This is a genomic window from Myroides albus (assembly GCF_024722315.1).
GTDB classification, from domain to species: domain Bacteria; phylum Bacteroidota; class Bacteroidia; order Flavobacteriales; family Flavobacteriaceae; genus Flavobacterium; species Flavobacterium album_A.
The window spans coordinates 1,448,270-1,472,215 of sequence record NZ_CP102754.1; the positions used below are offsets into that span (position 1 = coordinate 1,448,270).

The 23,946-nt window shown below is 34.9% G+C and carries 17 protein-coding genes and 1 tRNA gene; 6 read left to right on the forward strand and 12 right to left on the reverse strand.

Annotated features, from left to right (window positions below):
• Window positions 1-11: 11 nt before the first annotated feature.
• The 6 genes from radA to NWE55_RS06780 all read right to left on the reverse strand — a co-directional run bounded on the left by radA (window position 12) and on the right by NWE55_RS06780 (window position 8,128).
• The gene (gene radA / locus NWE55_RS06755; protein WP_155090698.1) at window positions 12-1,382 is read right to left on the reverse strand and encodes a DNA repair protein RadA; all 1,371 of its coding nucleotides are present in this window, start codon (window positions 1,380-1,382) and stop codon (window positions 12-14) included.
• Between the two features lie 422 nt (window positions 1,383-1,804).
• Window positions 1,805-2,086, reverse strand: a complete 282-nt coding sequence (locus NWE55_RS06760) for a F0F1 ATP synthase subunit delta/epsilon (RefSeq protein ID WP_155090697.1) — start codon at window positions 2,084-2,086, stop codon at window positions 1,805-1,807.
• A gap of 20 nt (window positions 2,087-2,106) precedes the next feature.
• Window positions 2,107-3,621: a F0F1 ATP synthase subunit beta gene (gene atpD, locus NWE55_RS06765; RefSeq protein WP_155090696.1), complete on the reverse strand. Its 1,515-nt coding sequence runs from the start codon at window positions 3,619-3,621 to the stop codon at window positions 2,107-2,109.
• Window positions 3,622-3,773: 152 nt separating this feature from the next.
• A complete protein-coding gene (gene glmS / locus NWE55_RS06770) occupies window positions 3,774-5,618 on the reverse strand; it encodes a glutamine--fructose-6-phosphate transaminase (isomerizing) (protein ID WP_155090695.1) in 1,845 nt (614 codons plus the stop codon).
• Between the two features lie 20 nt (window positions 5,619-5,638).
• Window positions 5,639-7,291: a DUF4270 family protein gene (locus NWE55_RS06775; RefSeq protein WP_258204672.1), complete on the reverse strand. Its 1,653-nt coding sequence runs from the start codon at window positions 7,289-7,291 to the stop codon at window positions 5,639-5,641.
• 33 nt (window positions 7,292-7,324) lie between these two features.
• Window positions 7,325-8,128, reverse strand: a complete 804-nt coding sequence (locus tag NWE55_RS06780; protein WP_155090693.1) for a glycogen/starch synthase — start codon at window positions 8,126-8,128, stop codon at window positions 7,325-7,327.
• A gap of 109 nt (window positions 8,129-8,237) precedes the next feature.
• Between NWE55_RS06780 and panC the strand changes: the two genes are divergently transcribed.
• The 3 genes from panC to NWE55_RS06795 are packed head-to-tail and all read left to right on the forward strand — an operon-like array spanning window position 8,238 to window position 10,419.
• Window positions 8,238-9,086: a pantoate--beta-alanine ligase gene (gene panC, locus NWE55_RS06785; protein WP_155090692.1), complete on the forward strand. Its 849-nt coding sequence runs from the start codon at window positions 8,238-8,240 to the stop codon at window positions 9,084-9,086.
• Between the two features lie 11 nt (window positions 9,087-9,097).
• The gene (panD, locus tag NWE55_RS06790) at window positions 9,098-9,448 is read left to right on the forward strand and encodes an aspartate 1-decarboxylase (protein ID WP_155090691.1); all 351 of its coding nucleotides are present in this window, start codon (window positions 9,098-9,100) and stop codon (window positions 9,446-9,448) included.
• 8 nt (window positions 9,449-9,456) lie between these two features.
• Entirely contained in the window at window positions 9,457-10,419 is a 963-nt protein-coding gene (locus NWE55_RS06795; RefSeq protein WP_155090690.1) for a lysylphosphatidylglycerol synthase transmembrane domain-containing protein, read from the forward strand.
• A gap of 694 nt (window positions 10,420-11,113) precedes the next feature.
• Here the strand turns inward: NWE55_RS06795 and NWE55_RS06800 are convergent.
• From NWE55_RS06800 to NWE55_RS06810, 3 genes are all read right to left on the reverse strand, one after another.
• Window positions 11,114-11,187, reverse strand: a tRNA-Asn gene (locus NWE55_RS06800).
• 82 nt (window positions 11,188-11,269) lie between these two features.
• Window positions 11,270-11,911: a trimeric intracellular cation channel family protein gene (locus tag NWE55_RS06805; RefSeq protein ID WP_155090689.1), complete on the reverse strand. Its 642-nt coding sequence runs from the start codon at window positions 11,909-11,911 to the stop codon at window positions 11,270-11,272.
• A gap of 50 nt (window positions 11,912-11,961) precedes the next feature.
• Window positions 11,962-13,254, reverse strand: coding sequence for an aldehyde dehydrogenase family protein (locus NWE55_RS06810; protein WP_258204673.1), 1,293 nt, complete (start codon window positions 13,252-13,254; stop codon window positions 11,962-11,964).
• Between the two features lie 296 nt (window positions 13,255-13,550).
• Here NWE55_RS06810 and NWE55_RS06815 point away from each other — a divergent pair, with 296 nt between their 5' ends.
• The gene (locus NWE55_RS06815; RefSeq protein WP_155090687.1) at window positions 13,551-13,724 is read left to right on the forward strand and encodes a hypothetical protein; all 174 of its coding nucleotides are present in this window, start codon (window positions 13,551-13,553) and stop codon (window positions 13,722-13,724) included.
• Window positions 13,725-13,764: 40 nt separating this feature from the next.
• Here NWE55_RS06815 and NWE55_RS06820 read toward each other — a convergent pair whose 3' ends face one another.
• Window positions 13,765-14,718, reverse strand: a complete 954-nt coding sequence (locus NWE55_RS06820; protein ID WP_155090686.1) for an NAD-dependent epimerase/dehydratase family protein — start codon at window positions 14,716-14,718, stop codon at window positions 13,765-13,767.
• 162 nt (window positions 14,719-14,880) lie between these two features.
• On the opposite strand from NWE55_RS06820, the gene NWE55_RS06825 reads away from it, so the two are divergent.
• The gene (locus NWE55_RS06825) at window positions 14,881-15,480 is read left to right on the forward strand and encodes a hypothetical protein (RefSeq protein WP_155090685.1); all 600 of its coding nucleotides are present in this window, start codon (window positions 14,881-14,883) and stop codon (window positions 15,478-15,480) included.
• Complete coding sequence (mfd, locus tag NWE55_RS06830; RefSeq protein WP_258204674.1) at window positions 15,480-18,836, forward strand: transcription-repair coupling factor; 3,357 nt, start codon at window positions 15,480-15,482, stop codon at window positions 18,834-18,836. The genes NWE55_RS06825 and mfd overlap by 1 nt, the downstream gene beginning before the upstream one ends.
• Before the next feature lie 75 nt (window positions 18,837-18,911).
• Here mfd and NWE55_RS06835 read toward each other — a convergent pair whose 3' ends face one another.
• Together NWE55_RS06835 and pafA are read right to left on the reverse strand one after the other, a co-directional pair.
• Complete coding sequence (locus NWE55_RS06835; RefSeq protein WP_258204675.1) at window positions 18,912-21,833, reverse strand: M16 family metallopeptidase; 2,922 nt, start codon at window positions 21,831-21,833, stop codon at window positions 18,912-18,914.
• 142 nt (window positions 21,834-21,975) lie between these two features.
• Window positions 21,976-23,628, reverse strand: a complete 1,653-nt coding sequence (gene pafA / locus NWE55_RS06840) for an alkaline phosphatase PafA (protein ID WP_258204676.1) — start codon at window positions 23,626-23,628, stop codon at window positions 21,976-21,978.
• Window positions 23,629-23,946 lie beyond the last annotated feature (318 nt).

Sequence of the window (23,946 nt, forward strand, 5' to 3'; positions counted from 1 at the left end):
TCAATTTTAAGTTATCCGAAGAGGTATTCGACTACATCTTCAATCTTAGTCACTAGAACAACCTTAATTCCTCTTCCTGTATGACTAATCTTATTATATTTTGAAACAAAAATAGTAGAGAAACCAAGCTTCTCTGCTTCTTGTATGCGTTGATCTACTCTATTTACAGGTCTTATCTCACCAGATAACCCCACTTCCCCTGCAAATGTAAAATCTTTACCTATCGATACATCTTGATCAGATGATAATATTGCCGCTACTACTCCTAAGTCAATAGCTGGATCATCTACTGTAATTCCACCTGTGATATTTAAGAATACGTCTTTCTGCCCTAATCTAAATCCAGCTCTTTTCTCTAATACGGCAAGGATCATATTCAGTCGTTTCAGATTATATCCCGTAGCACTACGCTGTGGAGTACCATATACAGCTGTACTCACTAAAGCCTGCACCTCTACCATCAAAGGTCTCATTCCCTCTAATGTTGCCGCAATAGCTGTACCTGATAATTCTTCTTCCTTATGCGATATTAGTATTTCAGACGGGTTAGACACCTCTCTAAGACCACTTCCTTGCATCTCATAAATACCAAGTTCTGCTGTAGAACCAAAACGATTTTTATGTGCTCTTAGTATTCGATACACGTGATTTCTATCCCCTTCAAACTGCAATACGGTATCTACCATATGCTCAAGCATTTTAGGCCCTGCTATACTTCCATCCTTTGTTATATGTCCAATGATCAACACTGGAGTTCCAGTTTCTTTAGCAAATTTGGTTAGCTCTGCTGTACACTCTTTGATCTGAGACACTGTCCCAGCAGAAGATTCAATATATTCTGTATGCAAAGTTTGAATAGAGTCAATGATTAATACATCAGGCTGTATCTCCTCTATTTGACGAAAGATGTTCTGTGTATTCGTTTCTGTGAGGATATAACAGTTGTCATTAGCAGGATTAATACGCTCTGCTCTCATCTTTATCTGTTTCTGACTCTCCTCTCCTGATACATAAAGAGTTTTAAAAGGTAAACGCAAAGATATCTGTAATAATAATGTACTTTTTCCTATCCCAGGCTCACCACCTAAAAGTACCATAGAACCAGGTACCAGTCCACCTCCTAAAACACGATTAAGCTCCCCATCCATCGTATTCATACGAATCTCCTCTGTACTGTCAATCTCTCGTACCTTTAGAGGCTTTGCTACCTTCTTCATGGTATTAGGAGAACTACTTACTGCTTTCCACGCTGTCTTTTCTTCTTTTTGGATTACCTCTTCTACTAACGTATTCCACTCTTTACAAGCATTGCATTGTCCTTGCCATTTAGCGTATTGTGTACCACAACTCTGACAGAAAAAAGCCGTCTTTACTTTTGCCATTATTCTATAAAAAATTAATATCTAGTCATTCAAATTTACAATATTAATACTCAAACTTGAACTAATTTACCACCAATTTATAAGACTCAAAACCTAGCAACAATACAATTATAGCCTCGCACGATATTTTAAGAAAAACTACTTTAATGCATAATAAAAAGAAAATCACACTAAACAAGCAAGGGAACAACCTCTAACGAAGTGGATAAACTGAAACCTAAAATAAGCCAAACACCTACTATGATTAATCGTATGTGCAGGTGTAAACAGGGAATGACAAAGGACACGTCTAAACAATTTGGCAATAGTTAACTGGCCATTATCTATTAAAAAACTTATGTCTTAGAATAAAAGCAAACCTACTATAAACAAAAAAGACCTACTCAATGAGTAGGTCTTTTATTTATTTTGAAAACTAACAATTAGTTAGCTAAGATTATAATCTTGTTGTCACTTAGTTCAATAGTTCCAAGATTAATAGGTAAGTGATACGTATCATTACTTACTTTTTGGAATTTAGAAATAAATGCATCTTCAATAGAAATGTTAGTTCCTGTAAACTTCACATCACCCTTAGTCAAGATTGACACAATTGGCGCGTGGTTATTTAGCATTTGAAACTCACCTTTAACTCCTGGTACTGATACAGAAGTAACTTCTCCAGAGAATAAGGTAGCTTCAGGTGATACTATTTCTAATTTCATAATGATTTGTTTTTAAGTGATTATTTAATTTCAGCAAGCATTTTCTCTCCAGCTTCGATAGCTTCTTGGATAGAACCTTTTAAGTTGAATGCTGCCTCTGGTAAATGATCTAATTCACCATCAATAATCATATTAAATCCTTTGATTGTATCTTTAATATCAACTAATACTCCTGGGATACCTGTAAATTGTTCAGCTACGTGGAATGGTTGAGATAAGAAACGTTGAACACGACGAGCTCTGTGTACAGCTAATTTATCGTCTTCCGATAATTCTTCCATACCTAAGATAGCGATGATATCTTGAAGTTGTTTATATTTTTGTAAGATTTCTTTTACTCTTTGCGCACAAGCATAGTGATCTTTACCTAAAATTTCTGGAGTTAAGATACGTGAAGTAGAATCTAATGGATCTACTGCAGGATAAATACCTAACTCAGCAATTTTACGTGACAATACTGTAGTAGCATCTAAGTGAGCAAACGTTGTTGCTGGTGCCGGGTCAGTTAAGTCATCCGCAGGAACGTAAACCGCCTGTACAGAAGTAATAGATCCTTTCTTAGTAGAAGTAATACGCTCTTGCATCGCACCCATTTCAGTTGCTAATGTAGGTTGGTAACCTACTGCAGAAGGCATACGTCCTAATAACGCTGATACCTCAGAACCTGCTTGTGTAAAACGGAAGATATTATCAACGAAGAATAATACGTCTTTTCCTTGGTCATCACCTGCTCCATCACGGAAGTACTCAGCGATAGTTAACCCAGATAATGCAACACGTGCACGTGCTCCTGGTGGCTCATTCATCTGACCGAAAACGAAAGTTGCTTTTGAATCTTTCATTCCAGGTCTATCAACTTTAGTTAAATCCCATCCTCCATTCTCCATAGAATGCATGAAATCTTCACCATACTTAATAATACCTGACTCTAACATCTCACGTAATAAGTCATTACCCTCACGAGTACGCTCACCAACTCCTGCAAATACAGAAAGTCCACCGTGTCCTTTAGCGATATTGTTAATTAACTCTTGAATCAATACTGTTTTTCCAACTCCAGCACCACCGAATAATCCAATTTTACCTCCTTTTGAATAAGGCTCAATTAAGTCGATTACTTTAATACCAGTGAATAATACTTCAGTTGAAGTAGATAAATCTTCAAATTTTGGAGCTGGACGGTGAATTGGCAATCCATTTGCACCTTCTTTAGGTAAATTACCAAGACCATCAATAGCGTCTCCCACTACATTAAACAATCTACCAAATACCTCTTTACCAACTGGAACTTGGATAGGAGATCCTGTAGCAGCTACTGCGTAACCTCTACTTAACCCGTCTGTTGAGTCCATTGAAATTGTACGAACTGTATCTTCTCCAATGTGTGATTGTACTTCAAGTACTAATTTAGAACCATCTGGTTTAGTGATTTCTAACGAATCATAAATTCTTGGAAGTTCGGCATTCTCAGTGTTGAAAACCACATCAACTACTGGTCCGATAACTTGCGCAACTTTTCCTGTAACTTTAGACATTGCTTATGTATTTATTTAACAGCTATTTACGTTTATTGAAAAATTCTTGTTTTTCAGAGTGCAAAGATAGTTTTTTTCTCTGAAAATTAAAATGATTGAATTTTTATTTTAAATAAAAAATGCGAACCTACAATAGGAACGCATTTTTTCTATTACTCTACCGTCACCGACTTCGCTAAATTACGAGGCTGGTCAACGTTACAGTTCCTTAAAACTGCAATGTGATATGATAACAATTGTAATGGAATTGTCGTGATAATCGGCGTTAAAGATTCTGATATTCCAGGAACTTCGATAACGTGGTCCGCTAATTCACGAACTTGCTTATCACCCTTAGTAACAATTGCGATTATTTTACCATTTCTCGCTTTAATTTCTTGAATATTACTAACTACCTTGTCATAGTGCTCTTGCTCTGGAGCAATCACGATAACAGGCATGTGTTCATCAATTAAAGCAATAGGCCCATGCTTCATCTCTGCAGCTGGATATCCTTCTGCATGTATGTAAGAGATTTCCTTTAATTTAAGGGCTCCTTCTAAGGCAACTGGGTAATTATACCCTCTACCTAAATACAAACAGTTTGTAGCATCTTTATAGACTTCAGAAATCTTTAATATCTCCTCATTCTTTGTCAATGCTTCTTCTACACGTTCTGGAATTAATTCTAATTCGTGTAGGTATTTTAAATATTCAGAATTTGCTAAAGTTCCTTTTGCCTTAGCCAATCTCAATGCTATTAAAGTCAACACTGTAATCTGTGTTGTAAATGCTTTTGTAGATGCAACACCAATCTCTGGCCCTGCATGCGTGTATGCTCCTGCGTGTGTCTCTCTCGAAATAGATGACCCAACCACGTTACAAACACCAAATACAAATGCTCCTTTTGACTTAGCCAATTTAATAGCTGCCAACGTATCCGCTGTTTCTCCTGATTGAGATATAGCGATAATAACATCACCACTATCGATAATTGGATTTCTATATCTAAATTCTGAAGCGTATTCAACCTCTACCGGAATCCTTGCAAACTCCTCAATAACATATTCTGCTACTAAAGCAGCATGCCATGAAGTACCACAAGCAGCAATAATGATTCGCTTTGCATTCAAGAACTTATCTATATTGTCCTCGATACCAGCCATTCTGATAATCCCTTGATCCGCTAACAAACGTCCTCTGAATGTATCCTTGATAACCTCTGGTTGTTCATATATTTCCTTAAGCATAAAATGGTCATAACCATTTTTCTCAATTTGCTCTAAATTCAATTGTAACTCTTGTGCATAATGATCCACTAAAGAGTCATCTTTAATCTTGCGGATACGCAATGGTTTGTGCAAGCGAATAACAGCCATTTCTTCATCTTCTAAATAGATGGCGTTATTAGTGTACTCAATAAATGGTGATGCATCAGAAGTAATAAAATACTCATTATCACCAATACCAATTGCCAATGGGCTTCCCAAACGAGCCGCCACTATTTCATCTGGCTTTTTAATATCCATAACTGCAATTGCATAAGCTCCAACAACTTGGTTCAATGCAATCTGAACAGCCTTACCTAATTTTACACCTTGTGTCTTTTGTACATCTTCTATCAGGTTTACTAATACCTCAGTATCTGTATCTGAATGAAAAACATAACCTCTCTTAATCAACTCTTGTTTTAGAGTATCGTAATTCTCTATAATTCCATTGTGAATAATTACTAATTCACCAGAGTTCGAAAAATGAGGATGTGAATTAACATCATTTGGAACCCCGTGTGTAGCCCAACGTGTATGTCCAATTCCTATTGTACCTTTTTTTATAGCTTCATCACTCTTCTCTACTAAGTCCGCTACCTTTCCTTTTGTTTTACACAAATTGATTTGTTCGCCATCAAAAATTGCAAGACCTGCACTGTCATATCCTCTGTACTCTAATCTTGACAACCCTTTTATAATCACTGGATAAGCATCTCTATGCCCAATATAACCTACGATTCCACACATACTTAGTAATTGCTATAATGTTATTTAACAGTTTTTGTATAGAAAATTTCTAATTTCATTTTTTTCACTCCCGCAGCACCTGTTGTACCATTAATTACAGTTCCAATAGGAGTTGTAATTGTAATAGAAGGCATTTGCGTTATATTCTTCGGTGTATTCTCTATTACTTTCGAATCACCATCCTCTCCACCAGTGTACAAATCTTTATAATTGATTTGACCAATTGTGGAAGTAAAACTATTTGATGCACTAATGGCCAATTTTGGACTCACTAATGTTTTCGATTTAATTAAATTCTGAATGTGGTCTTTTATTCTAAATGTATAAGAATTCTTAGCTTTTTTAGAATCCTCACCTCCTTTTTCAAAGGCCCCACCATAAATAGGTTTTGATGTAGCAGCATCTGCAATAAAATCAGGAATGTTAGAAGTGCTATCAAAATTGTATAAATACAATCTTTCTGGATTAATTTGACCGGCCATAGATGCCTCATCAGTATATACCGTTAAGAAAGCGTCATTAATTAAGACATTTTGTTCTCTTAAAGCTTTTAACTCAGCAAAATCGTTTTCTTTGAACAACTCGATAACAGCAATACTACCTTCTCCTCCTCCAGTTACAAACAACTTGTCATCACCTAATTCTTTATTTGGTGCACTTTCATACACATCTTCTACCTTAGTATCATTTTCTTCTAAATTCACTAAAATATTTTTCGAAACAGCTAAATTAGCAACACTTGGATTTGCATAAGTTAACAAAGGTAATTTTACCTCACGACGAATTCTATTAGTCGTTTCAGTACCATCTTCATTCTTCTTTTTCTCCTCTTGCGTATAAGCTACTCTCAAATATCCTTGAGCTGGGTTCACAAGTAGAATTGTTCCCTCTCCACTTCCCATAGAAGAAGCTTTTAGGTATAATCCTCTAAATTTATTCTGAAATTCATCAGCACTTGCAATATCAGCTAACTTGCTTTGAAAGTGTGCTTTATCCAAGTTTATCCACATTCCTGCAGGTAATACCTCTTTTACTATTCTCTTTCCATTATCATCTACCTGATCATTGCCATCCTTGTCTTTCTTATACAACACAATACCTCTATTGTCCACAAGAACCGTTGTGTTCTCATTCAAAACACTTGAAAGGCCATTAGGCGTATTTTCAAAAAGTTTACTTTGATTGCTAAAGTATTTTCTACCTCCTCCTAATGGATCATCATTAGTCATTAGGTAATCATGTTGAAAAACTTCCAACTTAAATATTCCATTCCCGTATCTACTTTTCAACTTATAAGAAGTAACATCGTTCTCCACTTTTTCTACTTCCGTATTGTAATAAGGCAAATAGATATAAGCTGAATCCACCTGGATTGTATTGTCAATCTCGTTCAAGATACTTGGAGTAGCAAAGTTTAGAGCAATACTTTTAGATTTAACTCCAAAAATACCATCATCATAAGAACCTATCGAAACCTCAGGTAATCTTGAAGCATCTGTTGGTCCATAAGGTTGGTTATATGCCTTAATATCTTCTACGATATATGACTCTACTTGGTATTCTCCACCTCCAATAATGTCTGCGCCAGTCTCTGTAAAATCGCTGTCACAAGCCTGTAGTGTAATTAAACCTAACGAAAGGAATAACCCTTTGATGATATTTTTCTGATTCATGTATTAATAACAGAATTTTTTAATTAGTTTATCTTAAAAGAATTTCTTGTAAAACTCTGAATAAGCCTCTGCAAATTGATCTTTACCGACGTAAGGTAAAAAAGGTTTTTCAATAGATTCTATATATTTTGTTAAATTTGAATCTACATTCTCTGAAGCGATGATTACACCATCTGAATGGTTAATCGCATTCTTCATAATATTATCGTAAGTAGATTCACCAAATTCAGAAATCACTTCCTCTGGTAACTCATCAAACGCAACTTTTGCTTTCATATTGTTGCTCAAGTCACCTTCAAACCCTTTTTCAAATACAGATGTAACAATTTTTGTATCTGCAAAGATTGTTTCGTCTTTGTAGTAGTGTTTTAAATAAACTGGTAATAAAGAAGCCATCCACCCTTGAACGTGAATAACATCAGGTACCCAATTTAATTTCTTAACTGTCTCTATAACTCCTTTTGTAAAGAAGATTGCCCTTTCATCATTGTCTGGAAAAAGTTTTCCATCATCATCTGTAAACGTAGACTTGCGCTTAAAGTACTCATCATTATCAATGAAATACACTTGGATACGCTCCTTTGGAATTGAAGCAACTTTAATAATCAAAGGCATATCCATATCATTCACTACCAAGTTCATACCCGATAGTCTAATTACTTCGTGTAATTGATGTCTTCTTTCGTTAATACTACCATATCTCGGCATAAAAATTCTTATTTGCCCACCTTGATCGTTGATCATCTTTGGAGCGTCATAAGACATTAATGAAACTTCATTTTCTGCTAAATACGGTACCACTTCAGATGATACGTATAATATCCTCTTATCTTTCATCTTGATTTTTAATTTCTTTTGTGAAATAAATAAACGTTGCAAATTTACAAAATTTTATGGAGTTATTTCTTAAATAACTAATTTTGCCATTATTTTAAACACGAAGCGGATGTTTCTTTTTAGTACAAAAGCCGATTTACAAGCGTATTTAAAACCATTACGTGATGCAAATAAGGCTATAGGTTTGGTACCTACGATGGGGGCTATTCACAATGGTCACCTGTCATTAATGGCACAATCATTAAATGAAAATGATTGTACGGTAGTGAGTATTTTTGTCAATCCAACGCAATTCAACAATGCAGACGATTTAGCAAAATACCCGCGTACATTAGAAAGAGATATTGAGACAATATCCTCTCTTTCTGAACAAATTGTTGTATTTGCGCCTTCAGTGGAAGAAATCTACGGTGACAATGCAGTAGCTCAATCATTTGATTTTGACGGATTAGAAAATGAAATGGAAGGAGCTTCACGCCCAGGACACTTTGATGGGGTAGGTACTATTGTAAGCAAACTTTTTGAATTAGTACTTCCCACAAAAGCATACTTTGGAGAAAAAGATTTTCAACAATTGTTAATCATCAAGAAATTGGTAGAAAAAAAACACATCCCCGTAACAATTGTAGGTGTGCCAATTTTCCGCGGTGAAGATGGTTTAGCAATGAGTTCACGCAATGAGCGCATTTCGAATGACGGTTTGCACAAAGCAACTTTTTTATACGAAGTGTTAAAACAAGCTAAAACACTATTTGCGACAGAAAGTATTGAAAAAGTTCAGCAATTTGTTGATAGTGAATTTAAAAATAATTCTAACTTTGAACTCGAATACTTCACCATTGCAAGTGAAGAAACTCTAAAACCTGTCATTCAAAAAACTGAAGGACAGAAATATAGAGGTTTTCTAGTTGCACATATTGAAGGTATTCGCTTAATTGACAATTTATCATTTAATTAAACAAACTCAAAATGCAAATTGAAGTTGTAAAATCAAAAATCCACCGTGTAAAAGTAACTGGAGCAGATTTACATTATATCGGTAGTATTACGATTGATGAAGTTTTAATGGAAGCCTCTAACATCATTGAAGGAGAAAAAGTTTCTATTGTTAACATCAATAACGGAGAACGCTTTGAAACTTATGCTATTCCAGGACCAAGAAACAGTGGAGAAATCTGCTTGAATGGACCTGCTGCGCGTAAAGTACACAAAGGAGATATCATCATTATCATTACGTATGGTATCCTGGATTTTGAAGAAGCTAAAACATTTAAGCCTTCTATTATTTTTCCTAATGAAGAAACAAATCAATTAGGTTAATACTCAAATTGAAAAAAAAAATAAGCAAAATAGCCAATATACTACTCCCACTTTTGTTGGGAGTTTTTTTGGTTTATTACGCTTTCCGTCAGTTTACCTCTGAGCAGATCGACGAGATGATACAGTACTTTAAAGGTGCTAATTACAACTACATTTTCATCGCCTCAATCTTTTCTATTTTAAGCCTTTGGGCGCGAGCCTATCGCTGGAAATTTGCTTTGAAATACATGGGGCATTCCTGCTCTACGACAACCAATTTCATGGCGATATCCATAGGGTACTTATTAAACTTAACAGTTCCTCGATCAGGAGAAGTATCACGTGCTTTAGTGTTACAGAAATACGAGAAAGTTCCCTTTGACAAAGGATTTGGGAGTATCGTATCAGAACGTATAGTTGACTTATTTTGTTTGCTATTCTGTGTATTACTCGCGTTATCGCTACAGTTTACAGTACTAAAGGACTTCCTGTCAAAATATGTTCCCTTCGAAAAATTACTTATTTTAGGAATCTTAGCTCTTGTAGGAGTCGCTACTATTTATTTTGTTTTCAAACACTTAAAGTGGAAGGTAATCACGCTTATCAAAAACAAACTAAGAGGCTTGGGAGAAGGCTTGAGTAGCACCATGAAAATGCCCCATAAGAAATCATTTCTTTTCTATACACTGTTGATTTGGGTAGGTTATATCGCGACTTTCTACTTTGGTATGCATGCCTTACCAGACACAAGTGGATTAAGCTTTCCTATTGTCATATCGTCGTTTGTTGCAGGTAGTTTTGCTGTTTCGTTTACCAATGGAGGCTTTGGAGCTTTCCCATTAATCATTGCACAACTTTTACTCCTTTTTGATGTATCACTTGTAGCAGGAACTGCATTTGGATGGATTCTATGGACTACTCAAACAGGGATTGTAATCATTTTCGGTGCACTTTCCTTTCTTTTTTTACCTATCTATTACAAGGGAAAGTAGGTTACTCATGTGTTGACATTATCACAACCATTTTTAGAATTAATCCCTTGTTACAAGCAACAGCTATCCCTCTACAACACTCATTGAACTTAATCTTATCTCATCGCGAACTCAACAATAGTTCTTACCTAAACGACCTATAAGCTTATTCACAAAATTTGCATGTGATCCCAATATTCTGTTTTGCCAAATTAACCTCCACCTACTTGTAAAGATGTAGCCACTTTCTTCGAGTATTCTCGCAGTTTGCTTGGGGTTTTCTTGGAAAAACAAGGCTTCCTACAAGCAAAACTCGAAGAATACCCCAAGAAACCTCTTAGAAAGTCCAAAGAAAACACAGTTATTCCCTGTGTTTAATTCACCCTGAAGGACTTCAACTCTATCGTTGCCTCAATTCTTTCCAAAGTAAAAAGGCTCAAACAATAAATAAGTATTGAAAATTAGGATAACTGCTTAGATCAATGATTGACTACTTCTTCTTAAGCGCTTTTAACCACTAAAACACATCAAACTCACTAAAATTTACTCAAAACACAAACTTTTTCCACTGTAAGAGGAAAGGATAAACGAGAAAGAATAGAAATATTATTAAGATTGTGTTCTACTTTAGACTCAAATGTGTTAACCACATACTTCCAGAACAACAAAAAGTAGTGTAAATAAAAAAAGCCAGACATTTCTGTCTGGCTTTCTGCTCCCCCTCTTGGGCTCGAACCAAGGACCCTCTGATTAACAGTCAGATGCTCTAACCAACTGAGCTAAGGAGGAAGGTGTGTTACCTTTATTGCGATGCAAATATAGAACGAAATTTCATTTATACAAACTAAAAAATCAAAAAAAAATACTTTTTTTAATCTTCATCCTTCAATGTCGGAAGCCCCAATTTATAACGAGTTGCCAGTAAACGAATTACAAAAACAGAAGCTGCTGTAAGAACTTGTACTACTGGCTCAGACATCTTCAAATAAATTAACCCATAGTAAATCATCACTCCAAAAATACACACTAAGGCATACCACTCTTGCCTAAACATGGCAGGAATTTCATTAATCATTATATCGCGTATTATACTTCCTACAGTTCCCGTAATAGTCGCTAAAATTACAACTACCCAAAAAGGATAACCAAATGCTATTGCTTTTTCCGTTCCTACCACAACGAAAAGACCTAAGCCAATGCTGTCAAACCACAAAAACGTGTTGTTCAGACGTACCAACTGTTTTCTAAACAGAATAACAGTAAGTAAAGCCAGAATTGTACACCACGCATAAACACTTGATAACAACCAGAATGGCGTTGTGTTTAGCAATAGATCACGGAGAGTTCCTCCACCTGTAGCAGTGACAAATCCAATGACAAAAGCGCCGAACCAATCCACACTTTTTGCTGAAGCTAAACGAACCCCTGAAATAGCAAATGCAAATGTTCCACAAAACTCAATTAAATCAACAAAATTGATCTTATCATAAAATTCGATAAAAGTATCCACCATGATTAACACATTTATGTATTAACCAAAATTACTAAAAATTAACACTATTTCTATTTTATTATTACTGATTTCTTATTGACAAATGCCAATAATCCTTCTTCAGACATTTCTCTACCAATACCAGAAAACTTATTTCCCCCAAAAGGCACTCGTGGATCTGAGATTACCATCTCATTGATAAACACTGCTCCATCTTCAAAATCACTAACTCTACTTCTCAGTAAGTCAACATCTTCACTAAAGATAGACACGCCTAAACCGAAGCGAGAATCATTACTCAACTGTATCGCTTCCTCTAAGGTATCAAAACCTACAACTACTGCTAAAGGACCAAAAGTCTCTTGTCTAAAAGCCTCCATCTCAGGAGTAACTTCAGCGAGTAAAGTAGGTTCGAACCAACTTCCTTCGCGATGACCACCAAACACTAATCGTGCTCCTTGAGAAATAGATGCTTTCATAATACTTTCCAACTCTATCGCCAAGTCTTCCCTCGCCATTAACCCAATCGTAGTGTTCTTATCAAATAGATCTCCTCTCTTTAATTTGCTCACCTCTAATTGAAATTGCTCGATGAACTGCTCTTTCAAAGCATTGTGTACTAAAAAACGCTTTCCTGCAATGCAACTTTGACCAGTATTCTGAAATCTTGCATTCACAGCTACAGGAATAACTTTAGCGAGATTTGCGTCTTGACAAACAATAAAGGCATTACTTCCTCCCAATTCTAATACGACAGGTTTAATTAATTCACCAGCTTTTTTGGCAACAGAACTACCTGCTGCTTCACTTCCCGTCAAAGAAACTCCTTTTATGTAAGGACTTTCTATTAGCGAATTGACTTCTTTACCAGGAATAGTAACATTGAAGTAAACTTGCTCAAAGCCTTCTACTTTAAAGCAATTCTCAAGTGCTTCTGCACTTAAAGGCACATTACTCGCATGTTTTACGATGACTGTATTTCCCGCTAATAAGGTTGGTACAGCGAATCTAAATACCTGCCAAAAAGGAAAGTTCCAAGGCATCACACCTAATATCACTCCCAAGGGATCATTAACGACATATACTTCTGACCACTCTGTTGCAATCGTGCGTCCTTTCAATATCTGCTTACCGTGATCAATATAATAATCAATTAATTTACCACACTTTTCTACTTCTCCTATAGCTTGTATTAAAGGCTTATTCATATCCTTTGTCATCAGAGAAGCATAGTGTTCTTTATTAGCTAACAAATTGTTTTTCAAAGCTTTTAAGTAAGTTATTCTATGCTCTATATCCTGCTTTCTCCACTTAGAGTAGGACTGATTTGCACAGTTTACAATCTCTTTTATTTTATTTTCCATATCACTATATCTTTAATAGAAGTTAATACACTTCAAAAGAAGTGTTTATATTGTATTTTATGAGTAATTTTATTATTTAATAAACAACCTATGCAAATGAAAAGAAATACACTTATTTTATTATTAGGTTTAGGAATATTAGCACTTTCTATCTTGCTTTTCCAATTTGGCATACTGAATGCACAAACAGCCTATTTTTTCATTACAATTTCCTTTGTAATGATTGTAAGTCCTTTAGTAATATATTTATTCAATAAACTTTAAGTTATTATCTATATTTGTACAAATTAGAAAAAATGAATAACAATTTAAAGCTTTTAGTCGTAGGATTGATTGTTTTTGCAGTAGCCTTAATCTTAAAAACACAAAGATTACTATCGGACAATCTAAGTACAATTGTAATTATCGCAGCTTTAGTCATTACTATTATACCCTTATATAAATTAGTATTCAAAAAGCTTAAGAAATAAAAAACGCCAGAGCAAATACTCTGGCGTTTTAAGATTTATCTTATTTTGCTAAAACTCTTGTCAAGTTTTCCAACATAACTTTGGTTAATGCCTCAAGGTCATACTTGTGACTCCAATTCCAGTCAGTTTGAGCTGCACTATCATCAATACTTGCTGGCCAACTATCGGCAATAGCTTGTCTAAAGTCAGAATTGTATTCGATTGTAAAATCAGGAATGTGTTTTTTGATTTCTGCGTAAATTTCCTCAGGCGTAAACGAGATTCCACCAAGGTTGTACGATGAACGGATTTTTATATCTTCTTTTTTCGCTTGCATAATACCAACTGTAGCATTCAAAGCATCGTCCATATACATCATAGGCAAAGCTGATTTTTCAGATAAAAAACAGTTGTAATGTTTATCCTCAATCGCCTTATAGAAAATATCAACCGCATAGTCTGTTGTCCCACCTCCAGGAGGAGTAGTCCAAGAAATTAAACCTGGATAGCGAATACTTCTTACATCTACACCATACTTATTAAAGTAATATTCACACCAGCGCTCTCCAGTTTGCTTAGAGATACCGTACACAGTACTTGGTTCCATTACAGTATATTGAGGCGTCATTACACGAGGAGTAGTAGGCCCAAAAACAGCAATTGAAGACGGCCAAAAGATTTTCTTAATCTTTCCTTCTTTTGCCAAATTAAGAACATGGAAAAGAGAGTTCATATTCAACTCCCATGCAAAAGCAGGATTCTTCTCAGCAGTAGCTGACAACAAAGCAGCCATTAAGTAAACTTCTTCTATCTGATGCTTTTCGATCACAGCTGAAACAGCATCAAAATCCATAGCATTCAATATCTCGAAAGGCCCAGATTCCATCAGATTCGCGTTCCCTTCTCGTATATCAGAAGCAACTACGTTATCGTTTCCGTAAATACCTCTTAACTTTAATGTTAGCTCTGACCCAATTTGTCCACAAGCCCCTATGATAAGAATTTTGGTTCCCATTATCTATAAATTATAATAAACCACAAATATAAAAGAAGTATAGAAAGAAATCAATGGAAATAGTCATAATAGAAGATACTTTATAACTATTATAACAATCTATGAGAGAGTTACTAATTATTAACCTATAACTTTGTAAATTTGAGCCTTATTGTGATTAAGATGAAAAAAACATTTCTATTTATACTGAGTATTTTTACGCTATCATTCCTTTCGATAGCATGCGAAGACAAAGAAAAACAGCAACAAGCTGAACAAGAACGCTATACAAAACACCAAGATAGTGTATTCAAATACCTCGAAGCTAACTGGAAGATTGATATTCCAGAAACAAGTCAAGAGCTAACGGATATACTAAGTAAATGGAATGCGTGGAAAGAGTTTAAGCAAGAAGCTGAACTTAAACCAGTTACTTCTATTGATGCATATCAAAAAAAGATTGCTCAAATTGACAATAGATTACAGTCAATCACCTTTGTCAAATACCCCGTAGAAATTGACGAAAAAGACAATAAAGCTCGCTTAACGGTCCTTTACAATTCAGTAAAAAACTTAAATATGTTCTTAAACCTGGATCCAATAGAGATAGGCAAGGTTGACATGTACTTAAAAGAGACAAATAAAAATATCACACTCCTAATTAAAAATATGGAACGCAATTTACAAGCGAAAAAGATTCCATTAGAATTAGGGGAAGAAGAAATGCTTGAGCTTATAAACGAGGAGAGAAGAGCTAACCCAGATGAACAAACAGAAGAATAATGGATATTAAACAAATCTATCATAACACTACAAAAACAAATCAAATACTAAAAGATTTAGCAGGTAGTCGTGGTAAAAAACTGCGTTTTAAAGGTCTTATTGGTTCTTCGATTTCCTTTCAAATAGAAAGTTTATTTTCCCAGTCAGATGTTCCTTATCTACTTATTTTTAATGATAAGGAAGAAGCAGCATATTACCTAAATGACTTGGAGAGTTTGTTGAATAAACAAGATGTTTTGTTCTACCCTGGTTCATACAAACGACCATATCAAATTGAAGAAACCGATAACGCAAATATTCTTTTACGCGCAGAGGTATTAAACCGCATTAGTTCAAGAAAAAAACCAGCTATTATCGTTACCTATCCAGAAGCTCTTTTTGAAAAAGTTGTAACTAAAAAAGTACTGGAGAAGAACACGCTGAAAATCAATGTTGGCGACAAGTACGATATTGACTTTATCAACGAAACTCTTTTTGAATATAATTTTAAACGAGTTGATTTTGTTGCTGAACCTGGAGAGTTTTCAGTACGCGGAGGTATATTAGACGTTTTCTCATTTTCAAATGACGAACCATATCGCCTTGAATTTTTTGGTAATGAGATTGACAGTATACGTACTTTTGACGTTGAGACACAATTGTCTATCGAAAAAAAGAAAAAGATAACAATCATTCCCAACGTAGAGAATAAATTTTCTACTGAAGGCAGAGAGAGTTTCTTAGACTATATTTCTCAAAACACAGTAGTATTTGCTCAAAATACGGCCCTTGTTGTCGAACAATTAAACCGCTTATTTGACAAAGCTACCACGATATTCGAAAAACTAAACAAAGACCTTGCTCATACCTCACCAGAAGGTATGTTTATTGACGGGGCAGCCTTCTTAGATAAAATAGAACTTCTCAGTTTTGTTGAACTGGATGAAACAAAGTTAATTGATGTTGACAATACATATGAATTTCACATCAAACCCCAACCTTCTTTCAATAAGCAGTTTGACTTATTGGTAAGAAGTTTAAACGACAATACAGACAATGGAATAAAGAATTATTTATTCTGTTCAAACGAGAATCAAGCACGTCGTTTCAAAGAGATATTCCATTCTCTAAAAGACGCGGATGAACAAGTAGTAGTACAGTCCTATGAAACATTAGTTCACCCAATCTTTGAAGGATTTATCGATGAAGAAAACCAAATTGCCTGTTATACGGACCATCAAATATTTGAACGATACCACAGATTTAATCTAAAGAATGGTTATACGAAAAAGCAAACCATCACACTAAAAGAGCTCAATTCACTGTCTGTGGGTGACTACGTTACTCATATTGATCACGGTATAGGCCGATTTGGAGGTTTGCAAAAAATACAAGTAGAAGGCAAGACACAAGAGGCTATAAAATTAGTCTATGCAGACAATGACATTGTGTATGTAAGCATCCACTCTTTACATAAAATTGCAAAATACAATGGCAAAGACGGCGTAGCTCCAAAAATATATAAACTTGGCTCAAGTGCATGGAAAAACTTAAAGAACAAAACCAAAGCAAGAGTTAAACACATCGCTTTCAACCTCATCCAGCTTTATGCGAAAAGAAAACTTCAAAAAGGTTTTCAATGTGCACCTGATGGGTATTTACAACACGAATTAGAAAGTTCTTTTATCTATGAAGACACTCCTGATCAATTAAAAGCAACTCAGGAGGTAAAAGCAGATATGGAAAGCGAGCGTCCGATGGATCGCTTAGTTTGTGGAGATGTAGGTTTTGGAAAAACCGAAGTAGCTATTCGCGCTGCATTCAAGATGGCCGAAAACGGCAAGCAAGTCGCGATACTTGTGCCAACGACAATCCTGGCATTTCAACACTTTAAGACGTTTACAGAACGCCTAAAAGACATGCCTATAAGAGTCAGCTACATCAATCGATTTAGAACTGCAAAGCAAAAAAGCGAAATACTGAAAGACCTTGCCGATGGAAAAATAGATATCATTATCGGTACGCATCAATTAGTAAACAAAAATGTAGTCTTTAAGGATTTAGGTTTGCTAATCATTGATGAAGAACAAAAGTTTGGAGTAGCTGTAAAAGACAAACTAAAAACAATATCAGAAAATGTAGATACGTTAACACTAACTGCTACCCCAATTCCAAGAACTTTACAGTTTTCTTTAATGGCTGCAAGGGATTTATCAGTTATAACAACGCCTCCACCTAATAGATATCCTATAGAAACGAATGTAGTAGGATTCAATGAGGAAGTAATCCGAGATGCTATTTCTTATGAAATAGAAAGAGGTGGGCAAGTTTATTTCATCAATAATAGAATTGAAAACATCAAGGAAGTTGCTGGAATGATACAACGTCTTGTACCTGATGCTAAAGTAGGTATAGGTCATGGTCAAATGGAAGGAAAAAAATTAGAAGACTTAATGCTTGCTTTCATGGATGGCCAATTTGATGTTCTTGTAGCGACTACAATTATTGAAAGTGGATTAGATGTTCCAAATGCCAACACCATATTAATCAACAATGCAAATAACTTTGGACTTTCTGATTTACATCAAATGAGAGGACGCGTTGGTCGAAGTAATAAAAAAGCATTCTGTTATTTTATCTGCCCTCCTTATTCAGCGATGACAGAAGAAGCCAGAAAGCGAATCCAAGCTCTTGAACAGTTCAGTGACTTAGGCAGTGGCTTTAATATTGCAATGAAAGACTTAGAAATACGTGGAGCAGGTGATATATTAGGAGGTGAGCAAAGTGGTTTTATCAATGAAATAGGATTTGAAACTTACCAAAAAATCATGCAAGAAGCGATTGAAGAGCTTAAAGCAAATGAGTTTAAAGATCTTTATGAAGATGAAAATAAAGAGGAAAATAAGGTCTTTGTTCGCGATGTACAGATTGACACTGATTTCGAAATTCTATATCCTGATGAGTATATCAACAATATTACTGAGCGTCTAAACTTGTACAATGAACTAAGTTCTATAAATACAGATGAAGATTTAGTCGCTTACGAGCAGCGTATTATTGACCGTTTCGGTCCCTTGCCAAGACAAGCGATTGCTTTACACAATAGTTTGCGTATAAAAAAGCATGCTATTGACATGGGAATAGAAAAAATAGTGATGAAACAAGGAAAGATGATCTGCTACTTTATTGGCGATCAGAAATCGGAATTTTATCAAACAGCAAAATTCAGAAACGTGTTTACTTTCGTTCAACACAGAGCGAATATATGTAGTATAAAAGAAAAGCAAACAAAAGCAGGATTGCGCTTATTGCTAACATTTAATAATGTAAAATCAATAAAACAAGGCCTGGAATATATCTCTCTTTTAAACGAATAAAACAACCTTTCAATAGAACAAAAAAAGCCTCAAGTAAAATACTTGAGGCTTTTTTTAAGCTATATAAATAATGTATTAGTACCCGAATAAATCTTCTAAAGTCAGCTCTTTAATCTTTCCAAATTTCTTCACTGCTTCCCAATCAAGGTTCTCTTTCTTACCTAATAAACCAACGTTAAATGATTTACCTTTCACGTGTTTGTTGAAAAAGTCAACTAAATCATCCATTTTCATAGTTTGAATCTCTTTGTAAAGATCTTTATTGATATCGTAATCAATACCTTTCTCTTTTAAAGTCAACCAATAATAGAATATTTGAGCTTTCGTATAACGTTGTGTTGCGATATTCTTTAATACAGAACTCTTAGCATTCTCAAACTGATTTTCAGCTTTTGGCATATCGTTCATCAATTCCATCATTGCATCTACTGCCTGAGGTAATTTGTTTGCCTGTGTTCCAACATAAGCCATCACATAGTTATACTTCTCTTTCTCTGCTGCATTGAAGTAATATGCATAAGCCGAATAAGCCAGTGATTTAGACTCCCTAATCTCTTGGAAAACCACAGATGCCATTCCTCCACCAAAGTAATTATTGAAAATATTACTCGCTGCTAAGATATCTTTATTAAACTTGATCTCACGTCCTCTAAATGAAATTTCAGCTTGTACCATATCATATGGTGCAAAATATACTGTTCCTGTTGTTTCTGGCTCTGGATAAACTTTCAACGCTGGAACTTTCTTATTCTTCCCTAAATTATGGTGTTTTTCAACAGCCTTCTTCGTTGCTGCTAAATCATTTCCATAGTAGAAAACATCTTGATTGTAATCGCTAAACGAATGAACAATCCTCACCAATTCATTAGGATTCAAAGATTTCAATTCACTTTCGCTAAATATATCTTTAAAGCGGCTATCTTCTCCTGAAACAATATAACTGCTCAATGCTCTTTGAATACCGCCTTTACTCGATTTTGCATCTTGACGACCTTTCAAGATTTGATCTACTAAATTGTTATACGCTTCTTGGTCTGCTTTCGCATCTGTCAACAAGTGCTCTAATAAAGCTATACCTGCAGGTATATTCTCCTTTAATCCATTTACGGTAATAAATGTTTTATCTGTAGATGTACTAAAAGAATACTCTATTCCCAATTTGTAAAACTCTTTGCGAATATCAGCTGCAGAATATTTATTTGTACCTAAATAATCTAAATAACCAACTGCTAAACCTAATACTTTACCGTGATCAGTACCCACTGGCATGATATAAGTTACTGTAGCAATATCATTTGTTTTATTCTCAATGGAGTACAAAGTACCTCCCACTTTTCCGATTTTATCTTTTTTAATAGCCGAATCAAAGTCTATAAATTCAGGCTGAATATCTTGTACTGCGATATTCTTAAGGCGTTTGTAAAACTCTGACTCACTTTCTCTATTCAAATCAATAGGCGTAATTCCAGGATTCTCTACGCGAACTAAGTCTTTATTTTCACCTTGTCTTTTATAGACAATAGCATAATTATCACCATACTTTTCATTTGCAAACTTCACTACATCCGCTTTGGTAATTTTAGCAATCTTGTCAATCTCGCTTACAGTCTCTTCCCAAGTTCTTCCGTAAATAAACGCCTGATACATTTCCGTAGCCATCGCGTCATTGCTTTCCAAAGCCATCATAGAGTTCTTTCTAAACTCATTTACAACAGCCTCTAATAGCCACTCGTCAAAGTCTCCTTTTTTAATCTTTTCTAACTCTCCTAAAAGAATATCTCTCACTTCTTCTAAGCTTTGTCCTTCATTAGGCATACCTGTTAACTGGTGTACAGAGTAATCCTTCATAATCATAGGTGAACTACCTGCGTAAAGCGTTCTTTGCTTTTGATTGACATCTAAGTCAATAAGACCTGCTTGCCCATTGCTCAATAACATATCAATCAAAGATAGGTAAGTAGCATCTTCCGTTTTTACACCACCAAGGCGAAAACCTATTTCAACTCTCTCACTTTGAGGGCTAAAAACCTCTGTTGATTGTATAGTTGTTAACGGTGGTTCAACAGCAACATATTCTTTAGGCTGAACCCCCTTCTTCATTGAACCAAAATAGGCATTTACCAATTTAATCGTTGGTTCAAACTCTAAATCTCCTACTAACACAACTGCAATATTATTAGGAACATAATATTGATTAAAATAATTGTGGATAGCCACCATTGAAGGATTCTTTAAATGCTCTGAAGTACCAATGGTAGTTTGTGTACCATAATGAGAAGTAGGGAACAATAGCTTCATCATAGCTTCATGTGAAGTCCTATAGTCACTATCTTGACCTCTATTAAATTCCTCGTAAACTGCCTCTAACTCTGTATGAAACAAACGCAATACTAATTCAGAGAAGCGCTCTTGTTCAATAATCAAGAACTTCTCCAATTCATTTGACGGAATCACGTTCTTGTATACAGTCTCGTCAAACCAGGTATGAGCATTTGTGCCTGATGCACCGATTGAAGCTACAGATTTATCATATTCATTAGCAACAGCATATTGTGAAGCAACTTTAGAGATTTCATCAATCTTCTTATAAATTGCTTTCTTCTTCTCTACATCTGTTTCCTTTTTATGCTCTTCATATAAATCGGAAATCTGTTTAATCATAGCTTTCTCAGCTTCCCAATTTACAGTTCCTAACTTAGAAGTACCTTTAAACAACATATGCTCTAAATAGTGAGCAAGTCCAGTATTATCCTCTGGATCATTATTTGATCCTGTACGCACTGGTATATAGGTTTGAATACGAGGTTCATCGTGATTCTGTGCCAAATATACTTTAAGACCATTCTCTAAGGTATAAATACGCGCTTTTGAAGGATCATTCTCAACAGTCTCATATTTAAAACCATTAGAATCTTTCTTTGTTATAGTTTTATATTGTGCATGTAGTGTGGCACTAACAACTAACATAAAACTAACTAGTAAAAGTCTTTTTTTCATATTTACTAAAAAATTATTGTAGATATTTCAAAGCTAAAAATAAAAACGAACTATCACTATTAAAAAACAATCTAAATTATAAAAAAAGCGTTATTAGTACATTAGCACTAATAACGCTTTAATATTTCTATAAAATATCTATTTATTTTACATCAATAGCCTCGTGGATTGGCGTTCCTATATTTCCATTTGGAACTTCGATTTTTAAAATCTCGGCAATAGTTGGCGCAATATCCGTCATATGAGTTTCTCTTGTTGTTTTTCCAGGTTTCACTCCCCATCCCATAAATACTGCTGGGATATGAGCGTCATAAGATCCCCATGTTCCGTGTGTTGTTCCCTTTCCATCTTTCTTTCCACTATACCATTGTGGCTCTAAGATATACTGAATAACTCCACTTCTCTTAATATTATAACCATTCACAATACGCTCTCTAATTTTTTGAGGAATACTCGCTTGAGCAGCTTTATCCATATCTGTTACGAATGCAATTCCTTCAAGCTTCTTCATCTCTCTTACAATAAACTCGCGAATATCATCTTCTTCTAAGTCTTTATCTTCAATCAGTTTATTGTTTAAGTGAACTTGGTAATTCGTCAAGCTTTTGATGATATCTTCTTGCTCAAATTTCTTAGCTAACTTTTCATTCAAAATTTTTCGAGCTTCACCAGTATTGAAATAACCTGCATTACCTTTTTGATCTGCAAAAAACTTAGGGTTGTGTGCAGCTCCATGGTCTGCTGTCAAGAACAAAGTGTAATTCCCTTTCCCAACCTTCTTATCTAAATACTCAAAAAATTCAGCTAAATCAGCATCTAATCTCAAATATGTATCCTCAATCTCAATAGAGTTGATTGCAAATTGATGTCCAATATAATCTGTTGACGATAAACTTACAGCTAAGAAATCCGTTACTCCTTTACTGTTGTTCCCAAGTTCTTCACTTTCAATTGCAGCCTTTGCGAAATCAAGTGTCAAACTATTTCCAAATGGAGTTGATTTGATTAAATCATAGCCATTATCCTTTTTAAGTTTTACTAAATTACGTGGAAAAACAGGCTTATCTTCACCTTTAAAAGGTTGTTCATACTCATTGTCATCTGAAATACTCAAAACATAACTATCCATTGGATATAAGGTCTTCCACCCCTGTTTAAAGTACTTATCAGCCAACTTTTGTTTGTTAAAAGACTTTACCCACTTAGGCAAATCATTCATATAAAAAGTACTTGTTATCCAATCTCCTGTTGTACCGTCTAACCAGTAAGCAGCATTTGCAAAGTGTCCAGCAGGTAAGATACCCCCTCTATCTTTAATTGCAATTCCAATTACTTTAGATTGAAAATTAGTCGCCAATTTTAATTGGTCAGTCACTGTAGAGACAAGTAGGTTCTTAGGTGATTGTTTCCCAATCTTACCTTCTCCTCCTCCAACTCCTACGACAGAGTCATCTTGTGTACAATACATGCTCTCTCCTGTTGCTTGAATAATGAAGTCATTACCCGCAATTCCGTGAATAGCTGGTACACTTCCTGTATAAACAGTACTGTGCCCGATTGCAGTATAAGTAGGTACATAATCTATATAAGTATTCTCACTTGAGAAACCTTCATTAAGCAAACGCTTAAAACCATTATCTGAATAACGGTCATAGTAGCGATACAAATAGTCCCATCTCATTTGATCTACAACTAATCCTACTACTAACTTTGGTTTTGGCAAAGTCTCATTTGCTAATGCTGCAACAGAAAAAAGACATCCTACTGCTGCGTAAATGGTTGATTTAAAATTCATTCTTAAAGTGTTTATTTGCTTTCTTCTATATATTAAGTTTTACAAATCTATTAAAGTAAGACCTTGAAAAAAAAGACTTAAGCCCAAAAACATAAATATTAACATTAATATAATCTATATCACAATAACGAATCAAGTTTAACAATAAAAAAAAGCTTGAAATAGCTATTCTGGTTCTCTTAGCAATGAAAATGAAAACGAAGATATTAGCAAACACCTCTCTTAAATGCTTTTCTTTCTAAACTGAAATACCTACAAAAAACTACATCTTTGCACTTCTACTACTTTTTTTTAAATAGCTTATCTTTACAGCGATAA

Excerpts from the sequence above, each read along its gene's own strand:
- radA (WP_155090698.1), bottom strand. The coding sequence starts at position 1,382 with ATGGCAAAAGTAAAGACGGCTTTTTTCTGTCAGAGTTGTGGTACACAA.
- NWE55_RS06760 (WP_155090697.1), bottom strand. The coding sequence starts at position 2,086 with ATGAAATTAGAAATAGTATCACCTGAAGCTACCTTATTCTCTGGAGAA.
- atpD (WP_155090696.1), bottom strand. The coding sequence starts at position 3,621 with ATGTCTAAAGTTACAGGAAAAGTTGCGCAAGTTATCGGACCAGTAGTT.
- glmS (WP_155090695.1), bottom strand. The coding sequence starts at position 5,618 with ATGTGTGGAATCGTAGGTTATATTGGGCATAGAGATGCTTATCCAGTG.
- NWE55_RS06775 (WP_258204672.1), bottom strand. The coding sequence starts at position 7,291 with ATGAATCAGAAAAATATCATCAAAGGGTTATTCCTTTCGTTAGGTTTA.
- NWE55_RS06780 (WP_155090693.1), bottom strand. The coding sequence starts at position 8,128 with ATGAAAGATAAGAGGATATTATACGTATCATCTGAAGTGGTACCGTAT.
- panC (WP_155090692.1), top strand. The coding sequence starts at position 8,238 with ATGTTTCTTTTTAGTACAAAAGCCGATTTACAAGCGTATTTAAAACCA.
- panD (WP_155090691.1), top strand. The coding sequence starts at position 9,098 with ATGCAAATTGAAGTTGTAAAATCAAAAATCCACCGTGTAAAAGTAACT.
- NWE55_RS06805 (WP_155090689.1), bottom strand. The coding sequence starts at position 11,911 with ATGGTGGATACTTTTATCGAATTTTATGATAAGATCAATTTTGTTGAT.
- NWE55_RS06810 (WP_258204673.1), bottom strand. The coding sequence starts at position 13,254 with ATGGAAAATAAAATAAAAGAGATTGTAAACTGTGCAAATCAGTCCTAC.
- NWE55_RS06815 (WP_155090687.1), top strand. The coding sequence starts at position 13,551 with ATGAATAACAATTTAAAGCTTTTAGTCGTAGGATTGATTGTTTTTGCA.
- NWE55_RS06820 (WP_155090686.1), bottom strand. The coding sequence starts at position 14,718 with ATGGGAACCAAAATTCTTATCATAGGGGCTTGTGGACAAATTGGGTCA.
- NWE55_RS06825 (WP_155090685.1), top strand. The coding sequence starts at position 14,881 with ATGAAAAAAACATTTCTATTTATACTGAGTATTTTTACGCTATCATTC.
- mfd (WP_258204674.1), top strand. The coding sequence starts at position 15,480 with ATGGATATTAAACAAATCTATCATAACACTACAAAAACAAATCAAATA.
- NWE55_RS06835 (WP_258204675.1), bottom strand. The coding sequence starts at position 21,833 with ATGAAAAAAAGACTTTTACTAGTTAGTTTTATGTTAGTTGTTAGTGCC.
- pafA (WP_258204676.1), bottom strand. The coding sequence starts at position 23,628 with ATGAATTTTAAATCAACCATTTACGCAGCAGTAGGATGTCTTTTTTCT.